The following is a 16,573-nucleotide window of genomic DNA, read 5'->3' as shown; positions in this document are numbered from 1 at the left end:
TTCCCCGCCCCTGCACTTCGACTCGCGCGAGTTCGTCGTCCAGATCGGCCAAGGTGGCTGGAAGGACGCGTGTCAGGGCAAGGTCAAGTATCGGCAGTACCCAGGGCCGCACTCGGACTGGGTCGAGGTCGTGGAGATCTTCTACACGCTGAAAGGCACCCAGACGCCGCAGGATCTCTGCGCGGACGTCACCAAGCTCGCCCGCGCCGCCGCCACACGACTACCTGGACCGTGACGTCTGCCCGGCAGCTGTCAGCAGGAACGCCGGTGACCACCAGTAGCCCGACAAGGGTTCGGCGCGTACGTCCTCATACCCGCAGGCAGTGAATTGGTCCACCCATGCCTTCGCCGGCTGCTCCCACGTGCTGCGGACCGCGCCGGGCACGAGCTGCCCGACGAGGACCGGCATCAGGAAGCCCTGGGAGACGAGGTCACTGTCGAATTGGGACACTCCGCGTTCGTAGGTGTCGGCGAGGAACCTCAGCCAGTCGGTTCCTTCATGCTCGGGCACGTCGAACTCGACGATCGCGATCCGGCCGACGTGTGGCCGAAGCGCGGCGAGAACCGTCGAGCGTTCCTGGTGCGGCATGGTGTGCATCGCGAAGGTCGATTCGGCGAGATCGAAGTGCGCGTCGAGGCCGTCGACGAATTCGCCGAGCGTGGCCGGCACCTGGGTGACGGGCCGGTTGAGCTTGGCGACCGCGGCCTGCAGCAATGCCTGCGACGGCTCCACCAGAGTGACCTGGCCGACCGAGGTCTCGGCCAGCGCGGGGACCAGAGCCATCCCGTCGCCGCAGCCGATGTCGAGCAGGCTGGTGACCTCGTGCTCGCGGTACAGCGCGGCCAAAGCGGCACTGGTCGCCTTGTACAGCGGAACGTTGTCGCCGAGGTTGATGAACGCCTCGAAGGCGGCTGGCTGGTCGTAGACCGAGCGCGACGCCTCGCCGTCCAGGTACTTGGCGAGGGCGTCCTGCAACTTCGGATGCTCAGGCGACGGCCGCGTGAGCACATCTCTGGCCAGGTCGGGGCTTCCGTCGGCAAGGGCCGTCAAGGCGTCGACAACGATCACGCCTCTCAACCTAGACCGATTACGCCTGCTCCTGCTGGTCGATCGAGGCCCGGACCTCGGCCATGTCGAGTTCCTGGACCTTGCTGATCAGCTCTTCCAAGGCGGGCGCGGGCAGAGCACCCGGCTGCGCGTAGACGACAACGCCGTCGCGCACTGCCATCAAGGTCGGGATCGACGAGATCCCGAACGCCTGGGCCAGCGCGACCTGCGCCTCCGTGTCGACCGTGCCGAACGTGATGTCGTCGTGTTCCTCAGACGCCCGCTCGTACACCGGGGCGAACATGCGGCACGGGCCACACCACGACGCCCAGAAGTCGACGAGCACCGTTCCCGGCGCGCTCACGACCTCGTTGAAGTTCTCCTCGGTCAGTTCCACGGTCGCCACCGCGATCTCCTTCTGCTCGGATCTCACCTACTCAACACAGCCGTGGCCTGCGTTGTTCCTCAGGCATCGGCGCCTGGTCGAAAAGCTGCCCTCACCGCCGAAGGTCCCTACAAGAATTCCGCAAGTCCGCGCTGACATCGTGCGCCGGGGACTGGGACACGCAGAGGTGCGGATGCACATGATCGTTTCACGCTCGGCCCGCGACTACGGCGGATGGGATCGGCTGGCACGGTCACATCCGGTGTACCTCTCGGCCGGGTGGCTTGATTTCGTCGACAACGACGGCGTGGCCGACGGGTTGTACCTGATCGGAGCAGTGGACGGCAGTCCGCGCGTCGCGCTGTCGGCGCATCGGACGAACGCCCGCTGCCATCCCCGGTACCTTCCGGCGCGCGTGTTCCACGGTGCCCCCTCCGCGATGCTGACGTTCGGCGGTCGTAGCGGCTATCTGTCCGGAGTGCTCGCCGAGCCCGGTTTGTCCGGTATCGATGTGACGGCCGAGCTCGCTGCGTTGATGCAGGCTGCAACGGACCGGCTGCGAGCCGAAAGTTGGTGGTGGCCTTACCTTCCGGTCGACTCCGCGGTACAAGTCGCCAAGACCGCACGGCACACGGGTGCGAGCGGGCAGGCTCACCTTGTCGCCGCGGACTACGTGATCGACGTATGCGGATCCACAATGGACGACCATATCGCCGCACTCGCCACGCGAGGCAGGCGGCAGAACTTCCGTTACGAGGCACGTGCCTTCGACGCGAGCTCATTGGTCATCCGACAGGTCGACATCGAGGAAAGCGCCACGGAACTGGCCGCATTGATCGTCAACGTGGCCACCAAGTACGGCAACAACCGAACCGTCCCGGGCATGACGCAGTACCTGCGCAGCCACGCCCAATACCTCGGTCAACATGCGGTCTGCTTCGCGTGTTTCGACAACGACACTGTTATCGCGTGCGCGATCGCATTGCGTTGGGGCGACACGTTGTACTCCCGTGCAGTCGGTTTCGACTACCCGCGTCTGCACGGTGTCGGCGAGTACGCACAACTGTCCGTGCATCAGAATCTCCGGCACTGCTACGAGCACGGCATCCGGACACTCCACCTTGGACTGACCGCAGGCCAGGCGAAGTGTTCCCGCGGTGCCTATGCCCGTCCGTTGTGGGCGATCACTTCCCGATCGGTCCCCGCGCGGAGTCTGATTGACAGCATCGCGGCCATCACCGCGGACATGTCCACGAGCGAAGCCACCACTTTCACCGAACGTGTCCGCCGCGACCACGAGCGGATCACTGCGGAGCTGAGGCCATGAACGTCCTGTTGTTGCACGCGATCCCGCACCGGTTACCCGACCGGATCCGCAAAGCGCCGGAAATCGAACACTTGTCGGTTCTCGTGGAGCCCGAACACGCCCATCGGTACGACGCGAGCGTCGACGTGGAGCTGGTGTCCAACACACGCGATCCTGTGCGAGCGCGCGATGGAGCACTGGCGGTGTTGGGTCGCCGGCGGATCGACCACGTGATCACGCCGTTCGAGTACACGTTGCCCGCAGCGGGTTATCTCCGCGATGTGCTCGGCCTGCCAGGTATCGACTTCTCCACAACCACCCGCTTCACGCACAAGAACGTCATGAAATCCGTGCTCGCCGCCGCCGGTCTGCCTGTCGCGCCGTTCCACATCGGATACACACGCGACGACATCGCCACCGCGGCAGCCGAATTCGGCTGGCCGTTGGTGGTCAAACCCGCGGTCGGTGCCGGGTGCATCGACGTCTTTCCGGTACACGGTCCCGACGATCTGACCACCGTGCCGCCCGGTCCGCTGGTGATCGAAAAGCTCCTGGATGTGACCGCCGAGTACCACTGCGAAGGCGTTGTGCACAGCGGAAAGGTCCGGTTCACGGCGGTAAGCCGTTATCTCCAGCCGATTCTGCGCCGCCGGGAGCAGCCCGGGCTCAGCGGTTCGTACTGTCTGCCGCCCGAGCATCCGGCCCGCGCGCAGGTCGCGAGGCTGCATGACGAGGCGGTGCAGGCACTGGGCCTGGACTCGGGCGTGACCCACATCGAGGTGCTCGACACGCCCCAAGGCATGGTCATTGGTGAGATCACCTGCCGGATGGGCGGCGGTGGCATCACGCAGAACGTCTACCACCAGTACGGCATTGACTTGTGGCGAGAGTGGCTGCTGCTGTCGCTGGGGATGGATCCCGAACTGCCTGTCGGACCTCGCCCCGGGATATGCGCGTACTACCAACTGCCGGTGCGGACAGGCCCCTACATCGACGCGGTCGACACGGCCATGCTCGAGGCGATGGAATCAGTCCTGACGGTCGAAACTCACCTGCGCCCAGGTGACATCGTGCCTGCCCGGCGCAGCCTCAGCTTCACTCCGGCCACTGTGTACCTGCGCGTCGCCGACGAGGAGGAACTCGCCGACCAGGTCCGCCGCCTCGACGAGTTGTCATGATCGCCGATCTGATCCCTGATCGCGGCCCCGGCCGGATCGTCGTGGGCACCCTGCTGGTCAACTCGATCGGGACCGGCGCTTACCTGGCCGCAGGCGTGCTGTTCTTCACCCGAGCCGTCGGCTTCGACGCCACCACAGTCGGTGCGATGCTGGGCGTCGGTGGCGTCGCCGCGCTAGCCGCCAGCAGTCCGTTGGGCTACTTGTCCGACCGATGTGGACCCCGCAGGTTGGCGATCATCCTGTGCGTGGTGGAATCGATCGCGATGGCTGGGCTGATCTTCGTACGCTCGCCGTGGCAACTGGCCGTGGTCTCGGCCATCGTGTTGACGGGCGAACAGTCCAGCCGCACGGTCCGCAACGTCATCGTCGGCCGTATAGGTGGAGCACGTCAGACCCGTCTGCGAGCGCAAGCACGAGCGGTCGCCAACCTTGGGATGGCCGTTGGTGGCGGGCTGGCGGCATTGGCACTCCTTGCCGACTCGTCCCCTGCCTACCTTGCGGTCCTGGTCGCGAACAGCGTGACTTTCCTTGTCGCGGCAGCGATGCTCACCCGGTTGCCGCACTACCCTCCGGTCACGTTGCCACGCGGCGGTCGGCGGCTGCCTGTGCTGCGGGACTGGCGGTTCGGGGTGGTCGTCGGGTTGTACGCGGTTATGAGCTTGCAGGTGGCCGTGTTGTCTGTCGTGGTGCCGTTGTGGATCACGACAGCAACGAACGCACCGCCTTGGCTGGCCGCGGCATCCGTCGTGATCAACACCGTCGTCGTGGTCCGGTTTCAGGTCAGGGCGAGCGCGCCCGTGGTCGATCCGGTGTCCGCAGGGCGGTCCATGCGCCGTGCCGGTGTGGCGTTTCTGGCTTCCGCCTTGCTGTTCGCTGTCTCGGCACAGGATACCGCGTGGGCCGCGGCAGCACTGATCATCGTCGCCATAGTGATCTACACAGTCGGTGAGCTCTGGCAGGCGGCAGCGGGCTTCGAACTCGCACACAGCCTCGCGCCCGCACATGCGGCTGGCCAGTACCAAGGCCTGTTCGACTTGGGCGCCGCCGCGTCGCGTGCAGTGGCGCCGGCTGTGCTCATCGCCTTATGTATCGACGGTGGGTGGGGCGGTTGGTTGGCGTACGGTGCCTTGCTGCTGGTCGCTGGGTTGCTCACGCCCCACGCGATCCGGCTGACCTCACGCGCGGACGGCGATGGGCCGAGCCTCCCACGCAGCCCAGTCCGCGCTGATAGCACCAGCAGTGCGTAGCAACGGCGGCAGATGATGCTCGACGAGGTGCTCGATCGACGTCTCGGCGGCGTGCGCGTTGACGTTCACGGCCGCGATCGTGCGGCCTTCGCCGTTGCGGATCGGTGCGGCGACCGAACGGATGCCCAGGGCCAGCTCCTGGTCCGTCGCCGCCCAGCCCTTGGCTCGCACGTCCCGTAGCACCTCGTCGAGTTCGTCCCGCTCCGGTATCCAACGTGGAACGATGCCCGACCGGCTGGGCGTTGCGAGCACCTCGGAGAGCTCGTCGGCGTTCAGCGCGGCGAGCAGGACCTTGCCCAGCGAGGTCTGAACCGCGGGGAAGCGCGTGCCGATGGTCACCGACAACGTCACCAGCTTCGGGACCGCGACGCGGGCGACGTAGACAATGTCCGAGCCGTCGAGCTGCGCGATCGAGCACGACTCATTGGTCCGCGCGACGAGGTCACGCAGATGCGGCTCGGCCAGCTCCCACAGCGTGCGCGAGCCGATGTACGCCATACCCAGTTCGAGCACGCGCGGGGTCAGTGAGAAGCCAGTCTCGTCGCTGCGGACGTACCCCAAGGCCTCGAGAGTGATCAGGATGCGCCGGGCGGTCGGCCTGGCCAGGTCGGCTTTGGCCGCGACCTCGCTGAGCGTCATGGTCGGCTTGCCCGGTTCGAACCCGCGGACCACATCGAGGCCCCGCGCGAGGGCCTCGATGAAGTCAGGGCTCGTGTCCCGTCGCATCCGCTCTCCTCACGCCGCTGCCTTACGGATGGTCAGGGTACCCATCAGGAGTCGCTGCGCACGGCAACGCCCTGTCCCTTGTAGTCGGTGTAGGTGTACGGGTTGGCGATCACGTCCGTCGCCGGGATCTCCGGGTTCATGCACGCGTTCCACTCCTGCCCGCCCATCTCGCGCCGGGCGAACTCGACGGTGGCCGTGACCGCACTGCGTGCCTTGGCCAGGTCGATCCCGACCAGTTCGTGCTGGTGCTTCACGACTTTCCCGTTCACCAGCACCGTGTGCACGTCACCACGGCCAGCCTGGAACACGACGTGACCGTACGGGTGCAGGATCGGGAACATCACCGGCGAACGGTCGTTCTTGATCAGCACGACGTCGGCCTTCTTGCCGGGCGTGAGCGAGCCGATGACGTCCTCGAGGCCGAGCGTGCGCGCGCCGCCCATGGTGGCCCACTCCACGACCTGTTCGGCTCGAAGGCTGTTGTGCACCACGGTTTCACCCGCGTTCTGTGCTTCGAGGTGTTCACGGGACCGGTCCGCCGACAGCGTCGCACGCATCGCCGAGAACAGGTCACCGCTCCACCACACGCTCGTGTCCATCGACAGCGACGCCGGGATGCCGTACTTCCGCAGCTGCCAACTGGTCGGATAGCCCTGGCCCGCACTCTGTTCGCTTTCCGTCGCGATGGACACCGAGCCGCCGGACGCGGCGATCCGGTGGTACGAGTCCGGGCTGAGCGTGCTGGCGTGCACGTAGGTGACCTTCGGGGTCATGAAGCCGTTGTCCCACATCAACGCGATGCTGTCGTCAGTGGTCGCGCCCCAGACCCCGGCGTGCGTGGTGACTCGAAGGTCAAGCTCACGCGCGGCCTCGAAGGCGCCCTTCTCCGGGAACGCCGCGTCGCCCGTGACGTCGAAGGCCATCTGCAGGCCGAGCATGTCGTCCCAGGAGTTGCGGTCCACAAAGGAGCGGAACTCCGGCGAGTTCGACCACTCCCATGGCGCACCGAGCAGATTGCCGTACGCGAGCACGAACCTCCCGGGGACCGTGCGGAGGGCTTCGACCGCGGCGTCGCCGTGTTCCGGCGTGCGCAGGCCGTGTGACCAGTCCACGGTCGTGGTGACGCCCGCGTCCAGCGATTCGATCGCCGACAGGAGGTTGCCCGCGTAGATGTCCTCCGGCCGGAAGATCTTGCCCCAGTTGAGGTAGTAGAACACGAAGTACTGCGTCAGGGTCCAGTCCGCGCCGAAGCCCCGCATGGCCGTCTGCCACATGTGCCGGTGTGTGTCGATCATGCCGGGCATCAGGATCCCGCCGGTCGCGTCGATGACCTCGGCGTCGTCCGGGGCGGGCAGGTCGCGGCCGACCTGTTCGATCTGCTGTCCCCTGACCAGCACGTCACCGCCTTCGATGACGCCGATCGCGGAATCCATGGACAGGACTGTGCCGTTGCGGAACAGGATCGGTCGGCCAGGTTGCATCTCAGTCACCTCGATGTGAGTACTCGCAAGCGCAAGACGATCGGGGGCACCGCGGCGACGAGTCCGGCCAGGAGCGCCGCCACACCCCACCAGAAGTTCCACGACAGACCCAGAACCTGGTCCAGTGACCACTCCCCCGGCCCGCTGAACCCGATCACGGCGGCCAACGCGCCGTAGACGAACGGCACCTCGCAGCCGCCCTTGTTCGCCCAGAATCCGTTGTGGACAGTGGCAGCCGCGGCGACCGCCATCGTGCCGATCACGACCGCGCAGCCTCCGGGCGTGAGGAAACCTGCCGCGATCGACGCCGCACCAAGCAGTTCCAGCGACCCGGCGAGCACGGCCATGCGCACACCCGGCACGAACCCCCACTCCTCGAAGATCTGCCCGTGCCCCCTCGGGCCGAGGCCGCCGAACCAGCCCCGCAGTTTCTGCAGGCTGTGCCCGACCAGCAGACCGGCGAGCAACAGGCGCAGCAGCAACAGTGCGAGGCTCATGGTGTCGGCTCGAGCACGAAGTCGAAAGTCGCATGCAGGTAGGGCCGGTCCAGGTGGCCGCCGTCGGGTGTCGGCCCGGCCGGTTTCTCGGCGAACGGGATCACCAGCGCGTCCTTGGTGCCGAAGACGACGTCGGTGTCCAGGTAGTCGGAGCCTTCCTGGAACAGGTGCGTGATCAGCTTGCGGTGCCCGGGTTCGTCGATCAGGAAGTGGATGTGCGCCGGCCGGAAGTAGCTGATGTCGGTCTGGTTGATCAACGCGCCGACCGGGCCGTCCATCGGGATCGCGTAGCCGCGCGGCGCGATCGTGCGCACGCAGTAGCTGCCGTCCTGCCTGGTGCGGTATTTCGCGCGCAGCCGGGCTTCGTCGATGTCGGGCAGCTGGGCTTCGTACGCGCCGTCCGCGTCTGCCTGCCAGACGTCCAACACAGCTCCTGGCAGCGGGTTTCCGCCGGTGTCGGTCACTGTGCCGGTGACGAACAAGGGGGTTCCGGCGATTCCGTCGGACATGTCATGGCCGAACTGCGCAGGCGGGGACCCGTCGATGTGGAACGGCCCGAGCACGGTGGCAGGCGTCGCCTTCTCGCCGAAGCGGTTGTTCAGCTGGACCACCAACGTGCTCAGCCCCAGCACATCGGACGCCAGGATGAACTCCTGCCGCTTGTCGTCGGTGATCCGGCCGGTCGCGGCCAGCCAGCTCATCGCCGCCGCCCATTCCTGCTCGGTCAGCCGGACCTCGCGGGCGAAGTCGTGCAGGTGCCGCACGAGGGCCGTGATCAGCTCGGCCGTGCGTGGCTCATGTGCCGTGGCCCAACGCTGGACCGCGAGATCAGTGATGTTGTCCTCGTTGACGAAAGCCATCGATCTCCTCGTTTCGGACAGTGGTCCGGCACGCGAACATTGTGGTCCTCAGGCGCACCGTGAGGCAAGAGCGAGTTACGCTGTACCGGTCGTACGATAGACGGACACTCGTCCGAGGAGGAAGCGATGCACCATGGCCCGCTCGACGGACTGCTGATCGCGGATTTCTCCCGGATCCTGGCAGGCCCGTACGCCACGATGCTGCTGGCCGACCTCGGTGCCGAGGTCATCAAGGTGGAGTCGCCCAGCGGGGACGACACCCGGACCTGGGTACCGCCCGCACGCGACGGCGTGTCCACGTACTACCTGGGGATCAACCGGAACAAGCGCTCGATCGCCCTGGACTTCGGCGCCGAGGAGGACCTCCGCCTGGCGAAGGAGCTCGCCGCCCGCGCGGACATCATGATCGAGAACTTCAAGCCCGGCGGGCTGCGGCGATTCGGCCTGGACTACCAGACCGTCAGCAAGCGCAACCCGGCCCTGATCTACGCGTCGATCAGCGGGTTCGGCAGCGGCGCGGGAGCGTCCTTACCCGGCTATGACCTGCTTGTTCAGGCAGCCTCGGGTCTGATGAGCCTGACCGGGGACGCGGACGGGCCGCCGTATCGGGCGGGCATATCCGTGTTCGACGTGATGACAGGGATGCACGCGGCCATCGGCATCTTGGCGGCCCTCAACCACCGCAACGCCACGGGCGCGGGACAGCACGTCGAGGTCAACCTCTTGTCGTCGGCGCTGTCAGCTCTCGTGAACCACACGTCGGCCTACGTGTCCGGCGGCGTCGTGCCGCATCGCATGGGAAACGCCCATCCCAGCCTGTTTCCCTACGAGCCGTTGCCGACCGCGGACAAGGACCTGATCGTGATCGCCGGGAACGACGGCCAGTTCCGGAAACTGTGCCACGAGCTGGATTTGCCGGAGCTGCTTGACGATCCACGGTTCGCCACGAACGAAGCGCGGACACACAACCGGGCCGCGTTGCGGCCGTTGCTGGTCTCGAAACTCCGTGAGCGCCCGGCGGACGAGTGGTTCAAGCGCCTGACCGCCGCGGGTGTCCCCTGTGGCCCGATCAACCACGTCGACGGTGGCGTGGCACTGGCCGAGGAACTCGGGCTCGATCCGGTGATCACGGTCGACGAGCTGCCGATGATCCGCAATCCGATTACGTTCAGTGCCACCAGGACTCGCCATGACCTGCCACCACCCGGTCTGGACGAACACGGTTCACAGATCCGCGCATGGCTCAAGGAGACGACCAGATGACCTACCCGACCTCGATCGGCACGTCGGACGCGACCACGATCAGCCTTCTCGGCCAGAACCTGACCGAGGACCTGATGGGCAAGGTGGGTTTCGGCGAGCTGGCGTTCTGGCTGGTGACCCAGCGCAGGCCCAGCGCAGGCGAGGCCAAGCTGTTCGAGGCGGTGTTGGTGGCGCTGGCTGACCACGGCTTCACGCCGACCGCGATCGCGGCCCGGATGACCCTGCTGTCGGCGCCGGAGTCGATCCAGGGCGCGCTTGCCGCGGGCCTGCTCGGCGGCGGATCACGGTTTCTCGGCGTCACCGAGGACACCGGCCGGTTCCTGGCGGACGTTCTCAAGGCGAACCCCACGCCTGCCACGGATGACGACTGGGACGCTTTGGCTCGAGTGGCTATCGCCTCGCGTACTGGGAAGTTCGTGCCCGGGCTTGGACATCCGGTGCACAAGCAGCAGGACCCGAGAACGCCGGTGATCATCCGGATCGCCCAGGAGGAGGCTGTTTACGGGCCGCATCTGGCGTTGTTCGAGGCCATCGGGCGGGTCGCACCGGAGGTTCTGGGCCGGGCTCTGCCCTTGAACGGCGCCGGGGTGTGCGGTGCCGCGCTTGCCGATCTCGGCTTGCCGGTGGAGCTGCTCCGGGGCTTCGCGTTGCTTGCCCGTACTGCCGGGCTTCTCGGGCACCTTGCTGAGGAGCTGCGCCAGCCCATCGCCGGGGACATCTACCAGAGCGTCGACCGCAACGCCCGTTACGTCGCGCCGCAGTAGGGCTTGGCGGAATTCCGTTGGCATCTGGCGAGAAACGCCATGTCGGGTCCTGAGTGGCCTTTCTAGGGTTACCGGCATGACTGTCGTCGCCCCTATCCTCATCGGTCTCGCCTACGTCGCGTTGAGTTCGCTGATCCCGGACGCACACCGGCGCCGGTTCAACGCCATCTTCGTTGCCGGGGCAGGCGCGGCGTACCTCAGCGCAGGCGCCATGGGGCCGTGGGAGTTCGCCTTCGCGGCCGTCGCCACGTACTGCGCCTTCCGTGGCCTCGAATCCTGGACCTGGATCGGCATCGCATGGCTGCTGCACACCGGATGGGACATCGTGCACCACATCAAAGGCGCGCCGATCATCCCCTTCGCACACGACTCCAGCCTGGGTTGTGCCATTTGCGACCCGGTCATCGCCATCTGGTGCTTCGCGGGCGGCCCGTCGGTGTTCGCGCTCGCGAAAGGCCGACAGCAACAGCTCAGCTGAGTTGGGCGCGTACCTGCTCGGCGTCCGGGTGGCCTAGGTCCTCCAGGATCTCCAACGCTTGACGCAGCACGGAGTTGGCCTCGTGCTCGTTGCCAAGTGCTTGGTACGCCTGGCCGATGTGGCGAAGTGTGTCGGCTTCCAGGGAGACGTCCTTGATCCGGCGGTAGATCCGCAACGCCCGTTCGTACCACCGGATCGCTTCAAGATCCTGACCGAGGTGGTGGTACGCGTATCCCACACTGTCCGCAGCGGACGCTTCACCGTTGGCGTTGCCGAGCTCTTCCTGCATCGACACCGCGAGTTCACATTCGCTGAGGGCTTTGGTGTAGTCGCCCGCCAGGATGTGGGTCCATCCGACTTCGTTGTGGACAGTCGCCTGGCCCCGCCCGTCACTGGTGGTCTCGTAGCATTCCAGTGCGTGTTCGTAGAACTCCAACGCCTGGTCGTACCTCGATCGCCGGTTGGCGAGGAACGCCTGGTAGCGGTTGGTGATCGCGACGCCGTCCAGGTCCTTGAGCGAGTCGAACTGGACGAACGCCTCGGCCAGGTGGACGTCGGCGGCGCCGAAGTCGTCCAAGCGCCCCAAGGCGAAGCCGAGCGCACGGTGGGCGCCCGCACGTACCCGGGCATCGTCCGCGGTGGCCAACGCGTCACGTTGCAGAGTGACTTGGTCCTGCCAGCGTCCTTGCCGGTCCAGGAAGATCTCGATCGCCGCAGCCAAGCGGCCACGCGTTTGTCCGGCGACGGCCAGCAGTACAGCCAACTCTGAGCGCAGCCACGCCTCGGCTTGCTGATTGTCGGCAAATCCCATGACCGTCACGCCTTCGCCGGGTGATTGCGGGCCTGGGTGGCTCCGGTACCAATACGCATACAGAAGCGTGGACGCGGCGCGAGCGGAATACAGGTAGTGGCCGACCAAACGGTCCTGTGCCTCCCCTGTTTCCTCCTCGGAGACCAATTCGGCTGCGTGCGCGCGGACGAGTTCGTGGAAGACGTACCGGCCCGGGAGTCGCTCGTTGATCAAGTTCGCCCGTGACAGTTCCGCGAGCACGGAGTGGGCGCGGCTCAACGGAAGACCCGCGAGGCTGGCCGCGGCCGCGCCGGTGATGTATCCACCGGGATGCACCGAAAGCAGCCGGTACATCCGGGCAGCGTCTGGGCTGACCGCGTGATACGACCATGAGAAGACCGTACGCACATCGGCTTCGTCGCTGTCGAGCGCTGTCAAGCGGTCGGCGCGTAGTTGCGCTGCGATGTCAGCGAGCCGCAGATTGGGCCAAGCCGTCACACGCGCCGCAACGACACCGAGCGCAAGCGGAAGACGTCCACAGTGGAGGACGATCTCCGTCGCGGCATCGGGTTCCTCGGCGACACGCGAGGCGCCGATCAGGCGTGCCAACAGATCCAGGGCTTCCTGCGAGGTGGGCAGCCCGAGGACGACCGGGTGCGCACCGTTTCTGGCGACCAGGCCGACCAGCCGGTCGCGGCTCGTCACGATCACCATCGCGTCCGCGGTTCCGGGCAGCAACGGTCGCGCGTGTTCAGAGTCGCGGGCGTCGTCAACGACAACAAGAACCCGTTTACCGGCGAGCATGCTTCGATACAACGCCGTCCTGGCGTCAAGGCCATCCGGCACGCGCTGCGACGGGACGCCTATTGCCTCCAGCAAGATCCCGATAGCCTCATCACTGCTGAGTACATCTCCGGTTCCGTACCCCCGCATATGTATGTACAGCAGCCCGTCTGGAAAGCGTCCGGCTATCCTGTGCGCGAAATGGACGGCCAAAGTGGTCTTGCCGACGCCTGCCATTCCCGAAATCGCCACGCATGTCGTGCCGGGCGTACGCGCGTTGAGCAGAGCCATCACATTGGCGATTTCTCCTTCGCGCCCGCTGAACTCAGGCAGATCGGCAGGCAACTGCGACGGGACGATACGAGGTTGCCCGAGCGCGCGACGCAGTTCCGGGCCCGGATCCACCCCCAGCGAATCAGCCAGGCCGTCGCGCACGGTCTCGTAGACGCTGCGGGCTTCCCGGTGCTTCCCGGTCGCGACCAACGCTTCGATCAGCTTGGCCTGCACCGATTCGTTCAGCGGATGTTCTTGTGCCGCTTGCCGCAGCAGCGGCAGAACCTCAGTCGCCGAACCGGCGTCAACCGCTTCGCCAAGCACAGCAAGGTATTCGTGCGTCACCGCCTCGAACTCCGGGCGCCCGCGCACATTCGCAGCGACGCGCTCGGCGACTGGCCCGCGCCACAACGCGAGCGCCTGCGTGAACGCCCCTGCCGCCCGCAACTGGCGAAAGCGCACCAGATCAAGCGTGTCAGCGGTGACGACCAGCCGATATCCACTGGAACTCGGCAACAGCAACCGTCCCGCCGCCCTGGCAGGCAGACTCGGATCGGTCAACCGCCGCAACGCACCTACCGAACGATGCACGATGTTGACCGCCGTCCGAGGCGGATCGTCACCCCACAGCGCGTCCACGATCTCGGCCATCGTCACCGGCTGCCCGGCCCTGACCAGCAACAGGCTCAACAATGACACTCGCGTCGGCGGGCCGATGTCCACCTCGGCGCCGTCCACCCAGATCCTGACCGGACCGAGGATCCCGAACCGTACGCCCACGGCGGTCAGGGTCCCATGATCGCCGCCGCCACGCGGCACAAGGTCGCCGCGGCAAATCGGGAATAGTCGTTCAGCTGCGGATAACACAGTTGAACGACAAAGCCCGAAAATGCACGGAATCAGGACTTCGTGTATAGACGGAATATGTCGATGTATAACTGCGGAACTTTGGCGGTTGTACGACTACACACGGTTGATCTTGACGCGGCCAGCGCCATAAGTACGATGGTCGGCATCGCCACTCGTTGGCGAAATACCGAAAGCAGAAGCCTCGCAATGAGGTCCGACGCTGTCCGCCGCCAGCCGCCGATCTGTCTGACGTGCCGGCGATCCACCATGCTTGGAAACGATGACATGTCACAACCTGACAGCTTTCTTTACCGCGCCGCCTCGGATATTCCGTATTTCAGTTCGGATGCCGACACATATCTCGCCAGAACGCCGTTGCGTGATCTGCAAAAGACCAGGCCGTTGCGTGTGCTGTCCGAAGAGGACTTCGCGCAGTGGCAGACGTACGGCTATGTCGTTGTCGAACAGGCCATCCCGCACGCCGCGCAGCTGCTGGACTTCGCGTGGGAGTTCCAGGGCCTCGACCGCGACCGGCCGGAAACCTGGTACCCGGAGCGCGAGTTCCGCGATGACCTGGAGCGGGACCTCTACGTCTACGGGTTCGTCGAGGCGTACCAGCACCAGCTGATCTGGGACAGCCGCCAGGCGCAACGGGTGTACGACGCGTTCGTCGACGTCTGGGACTGCGAGGAGCTGTGGGTCACTCTCGACCGGCTCAACCTCAACCCGCCGAACGTCAAGAACCGTGACCGGGCGCTCATCCCGGCAACGGACAAAGGCTTCGACATCGATCTGCACTGGGACGTCGACAGCACGCTCAGCGTTCTGCCGCAACGGGTCCAGGGCATCATCGCGCTCACCGACACGACACCGGACGAGGGCGGCTTCCAGTGCTGCCCCGAGCTGTTCCGCCAGTTCGACAGCTGGAAGGTCACGCAGCCCGCGGACCGCGACCCGATCCGGCCAGCCATCGACCGCACCGAGTTCCCGGTCATCCGGCCGCAGCTGAAAGCCGGCGACCTGCTGATCTGGAACGGCATGGTCGCGCACGGGGTAGCGCCGAACAAGTCACGGAACGGCGTGCGCTCGGTGCAGTACCTGTCGATGATGCCCGCTCTGGAGTCCCATGAACAGCTCGTGCGGTCCCGGGTCAACTCGTGGCGCACGCTCAGCACGCCGGAGTGGAACAAGACCTTGGTCGGCGACCCGATCAGGCACGAGTCACTGCGCTATCCGGCGGCCGAGCTGACCGGTCTTGGCCGCAGGCTGCTGGGCCTCGACTCGTGGAAAGACAAGGCCGGCGCGGGAATCGGAGACGCGGCATGCGCCGGATCTGCCTGACGCTGCCGACGAACCGGGCGTGCTCGGCCACGCTGGCACAGGTGGCCGAGGAGGCCGCGTACGCTGCGAAGCACTTCGAAGTCGAGGTGTTCCTGCTGGTCCTGGATTCCTCCAGCGAGCAGCACTTCGCCGAGCACGCCCAGGTTCTCGCCGCACTCCCCCAGACGTCGCGTGTCGTGCCGCTGCACCTGGATGAGGCTCAGCAGCGGGTCTTCCTGCAGCAGGCCATCGAGCTGGCCGATCTGACCAAGCCTGACCTGGTACTCGATCTGATGCTCCCGGCAGCTCTTTCGTATGGCGCCTGCACCAACCGCGCGTTCCTGATCGCCAGTGCGCTCGGCTGCGATTCCGTGCACCGCAGGGACTCGGACTTGGATTACCAGGTCGTCGACGGCGAGAAGGTCTTCCCGATCCACCACGAACTCGCCTCGATCGGCAAGCGCGCGGCGGATGCCAAGGCTGGGGTATCCGCGGTGGCCCTTGACCCGGAGCACGAAGACAAGCCGGTCGTCCTGGTCGGTGCCTCGTTCATCGGCGACATGTCGGTCGACATCGCCGAGGTCCGCGACGGGCACCCGGACGTGTACCACGACATCGTCAGCCTGTGGGCGCACGGCGACGCGACGGAAGCCGAGAAGCGCGAGCTGGTCGAGGAGTCCTTCACCGGCGCGGGCACGGCCCCGTTCACCGGAGACCACTCCGTGCTGACGATCGTCGATCCGATGCGCATCGACATGAGCAACATCGGCTTCCACCGGGTGCACGAGCAGGTTCCGTTGCCACCGGCCACCGAAACCATTGGCAGCGACTACTTCCACTTCCACCTGATCCACGACTCGCGGCTGCCGGGCGTGCTGCACAACCGGCACATCGTGAACTTCCACACCGGCGAACGCAAAACCGACGCCGGGTTCGCGGCCTACCAGCTGCGGCTGACGAAGTTCTTCCTCTCGATGCTGTACTTCCACTTCATCTACCAGCGGATGGCCGAGGCAGGCCAGTCGCTGCTCGACGAGCGGCACGACGTCAACGCGTCGATGGTCGCCGAGCTGGCCAGGGACAGCACATCACTGGCCAAGGACGAGAACATCGCACGGCTCGACAACCTCGAGCGTGCCTACCGCAAGCTCGGCGGGCGTTACGCCGCCTTCGCCGACACCCTTGTACCCCAGCGGGACCGGCTGCTCGCCGACGCGCAGCAGGACATCGAGGACTTCGCTCTGCTCACCGACGTGTGGCAGTCGTTGGTGCGGGCGGGCAAGTCCACCGACCTTGCCCAGGCGTGGCGATAGCAGAACCGGACT

At 66.2% G+C, this 16,573-nt stretch carries 15 protein-coding genes; 8 read left to right on the top strand and 7 right to left on the bottom strand.

What is annotated here, in order from left to right; all coding sequences use genetic code 11:
• Window positions 1–220: 220 nt before the first annotated feature.
• Together B9C43_RS06870 and trxA are read right to left on the bottom strand one after the other, a co-directional pair.
• Window positions 221–1,069, bottom strand: a complete 849-nt coding sequence (locus B9C43_RS06870) for a class I SAM-dependent methyltransferase (RefSeq protein ID WP_084425134.1) — start codon at window positions 1,067–1,069, stop codon at window positions 221–223.
• A 19-nt stretch (window positions 1,070–1,088) separates the two neighbouring features.
• The gene (gene trxA, locus B9C43_RS06865) at window positions 1,089–1,454 is read right to left on the bottom strand and encodes a thioredoxin (RefSeq protein ID WP_033380263.1); all 366 of its coding nucleotides are present in this window, start codon (window positions 1,452–1,454) and stop codon (window positions 1,089–1,091) included.
• Window positions 1,455–1,632: 178 nt separating this feature from the next.
• Here trxA and B9C43_RS06860 point away from each other — a divergent pair, with 178 nt between their 5' ends.
• From B9C43_RS06860 to B9C43_RS06850, 3 genes are read left to right on the top strand one after another with little or no spacing between them, the layout of a single operon-like run.
• Window positions 1,633–2,760 (top strand): GNAT family N-acetyltransferase, encoded by a 1,128-nt coding sequence (locus B9C43_RS06860; protein WP_160096379.1) that lies wholly within the window; start codon window positions 1,633–1,635, stop codon window positions 2,758–2,760.
• Window positions 2,757–3,917 (top strand): ATP-grasp domain-containing protein, encoded by a 1,161-nt coding sequence (locus B9C43_RS06855; RefSeq protein WP_084425132.1) that lies wholly within the window; start codon window positions 2,757–2,759, stop codon window positions 3,915–3,917. Before B9C43_RS06860 ends, B9C43_RS06855 begins: the two co-directional genes overlap by 4 nt.
• Window positions 3,914–5,164, top strand: coding sequence for an MFS transporter (locus tag B9C43_RS06850; RefSeq protein ID WP_084425131.1), 1,251 nt, complete (start codon window positions 3,914–3,916; stop codon window positions 5,162–5,164). Before B9C43_RS06855 ends, B9C43_RS06850 begins: the two co-directional genes overlap by 4 nt.
• Here B9C43_RS06850 and B9C43_RS06845 read toward each other — a convergent pair.
• Genes B9C43_RS06845 through B9C43_RS06830 form a run of 4 tightly spaced genes read right to left on the bottom strand, consistent with a single transcriptional unit; the run spans window position 5,093 to window position 8,728 of the window.
• Window positions 5,093–5,890 carry an IclR family transcriptional regulator domain-containing protein gene (locus B9C43_RS06845; protein ID WP_084425130.1) on the bottom strand — a complete coding sequence of 266 codons (798 nt, stop codon included), beginning with the start codon at window positions 5,888–5,890 and terminating at the stop codon, window positions 5,093–5,095. The genes B9C43_RS06850 and B9C43_RS06845 overlap by 72 nt on opposite strands.
• A gap of 44 nt (window positions 5,891–5,934) precedes the next feature.
• Complete coding sequence (locus B9C43_RS06840) at window positions 5,935–7,371, bottom strand: amidohydrolase family protein (RefSeq protein WP_084425629.1); 1,437 nt, start codon at window positions 7,369–7,371, stop codon at window positions 5,935–5,937.
• Between the two features lie 5 nt (window positions 7,372–7,376).
• A complete protein-coding gene (locus tag B9C43_RS06835) occupies window positions 7,377–7,868 on the bottom strand; it encodes a DoxX family protein (RefSeq protein ID WP_084425129.1) in 492 nt (163 codons plus the stop codon).
• On the bottom strand, window positions 7,865–8,728 hold the full coding sequence (locus tag B9C43_RS06830; protein WP_033380250.1) for a dioxygenase family protein: 864 nt from the start codon (window positions 8,726–8,728) through the stop codon (window positions 7,865–7,867). Before B9C43_RS06830 ends, B9C43_RS06835 begins: the two co-directional genes overlap by 4 nt.
• A 126-nt stretch (window positions 8,729–8,854) precedes the next feature.
• Between B9C43_RS06830 and B9C43_RS06825 the strand changes: the two genes are divergently transcribed.
• The 3 genes from B9C43_RS06825 to B9C43_RS06815 all read left to right on the top strand — a co-directional run bounded on the left by B9C43_RS06825 (window position 8,855) and on the right by B9C43_RS06815 (window position 11,233).
• Entirely contained in the window at window positions 8,855–9,991 is a 1,137-nt protein-coding gene (locus B9C43_RS06825) for a CaiB/BaiF CoA transferase family protein (RefSeq protein WP_084425128.1), read from the top strand.
• Window positions 9,988–10,755, top strand: a complete 768-nt coding sequence (locus tag B9C43_RS06820) for a citryl-CoA lyase (protein ID WP_235038462.1) — start codon at window positions 9,988–9,990, stop codon at window positions 10,753–10,755. The genes B9C43_RS06825 and B9C43_RS06820 overlap by 4 nt, the downstream gene beginning before the upstream one ends.
• 76 nt (window positions 10,756–10,831) lie before the next feature.
• Entirely contained in the window at window positions 10,832–11,233 is a 402-nt protein-coding gene (locus tag B9C43_RS06815) for a DUF6010 family protein (RefSeq protein WP_084425126.1), read from the top strand.
• Here the strand turns inward: B9C43_RS06815 and B9C43_RS06810 are convergent.
• Entirely contained in the window at window positions 11,226–13,859 is a 2,634-nt protein-coding gene (locus tag B9C43_RS06810; RefSeq protein ID WP_200825439.1) for an AfsR/SARP family transcriptional regulator, read from the bottom strand. The genes B9C43_RS06815 and B9C43_RS06810 overlap by 8 nt on opposite strands.
• 354 nt (window positions 13,860–14,213) lie before the next feature.
• Between B9C43_RS06810 and B9C43_RS06805 the strand changes: the two genes are divergently transcribed.
• Complete coding sequence (locus B9C43_RS06805; protein WP_084425125.1) at window positions 14,214–15,269, top strand: phytanoyl-CoA dioxygenase family protein; 1,056 nt, start codon at window positions 14,214–14,216, stop codon at window positions 15,267–15,269.
• Complete coding sequence (locus tag B9C43_RS06800; protein WP_084425124.1) at window positions 15,251–16,561, top strand: DUF6271 family protein; 1,311 nt, start codon at window positions 15,251–15,253, stop codon at window positions 16,559–16,561. The genes B9C43_RS06805 and B9C43_RS06800 overlap by 19 nt, the downstream gene beginning before the upstream one ends.
• Window positions 16,562–16,573 lie beyond the last annotated feature (12 nt).

This window comes from Kibdelosporangium aridum (assembly GCF_900176515.1).
Lineage (GTDB): Bacteria > Actinomycetota > Actinomycetes > Mycobacteriales > Pseudonocardiaceae > Kibdelosporangium > Kibdelosporangium aridum.
Note: the sequence above shows the minus strand (reverse complement) of the source record. Positions and strands in the feature narration are given on the sequence as shown.

Bases quoted from the DNA above. Each gene is read 5' to 3' on its own strand.
- B9C43_RS06850 (WP_084425131.1), top strand. From the start codon at position 3,914: ATGATCGCCGATCTGATCCCTGATCGCGGCCCCGGCCGGATCGTCGTG.
- B9C43_RS06830 (WP_033380250.1), bottom strand. From the start codon at position 8,728: ATGGCTTTCGTCAACGAGGACAACATCACTGATCTCGCGGTCCAGCGT.
- B9C43_RS06860 (WP_160096379.1), top strand. From the start codon at position 1,633: ATGATCGTTTCACGCTCGGCCCGCGACTACGGCGGATGGGATCGGCTG.
- B9C43_RS06855 (WP_084425132.1), top strand. From the start codon at position 2,757: ATGAACGTCCTGTTGTTGCACGCGATCCCGCACCGGTTACCCGACCGG.
- B9C43_RS06840 (WP_084425629.1), bottom strand. From the start codon at position 7,371: ATGCAACCTGGCCGACCGATCCTGTTCCGCAACGGCACAGTCCTGTCC.
- B9C43_RS06825 (WP_084425128.1), top strand. From the start codon at position 8,855: ATGCACCATGGCCCGCTCGACGGACTGCTGATCGCGGATTTCTCCCGG.
- B9C43_RS06820 (WP_235038462.1), top strand. From the start codon at position 9,988: ATGACCTACCCGACCTCGATCGGCACGTCGGACGCGACCACGATCAGC.
- B9C43_RS06805 (WP_084425125.1), top strand. From the start codon at position 14,214: ATGTCACAACCTGACAGCTTTCTTTACCGCGCCGCCTCGGATATTCCG.
- B9C43_RS06800 (WP_084425124.1), top strand. From the start codon at position 15,251: ATGCGCCGGATCTGCCTGACGCTGCCGACGAACCGGGCGTGCTCGGCC.
- B9C43_RS06815 (WP_084425126.1), top strand. From the start codon at position 10,832: ATGACTGTCGTCGCCCCTATCCTCATCGGTCTCGCCTACGTCGCGTTG.
- B9C43_RS06845 (WP_084425130.1), bottom strand. From the start codon at position 5,890: ATGCGACGGGACACGAGCCCTGACTTCATCGAGGCCCTCGCGCGGGGC.
- B9C43_RS06835 (WP_084425129.1), bottom strand. From the start codon at position 7,868: ATGAGCCTCGCACTGTTGCTGCTGCGCCTGTTGCTCGCCGGTCTGCTG.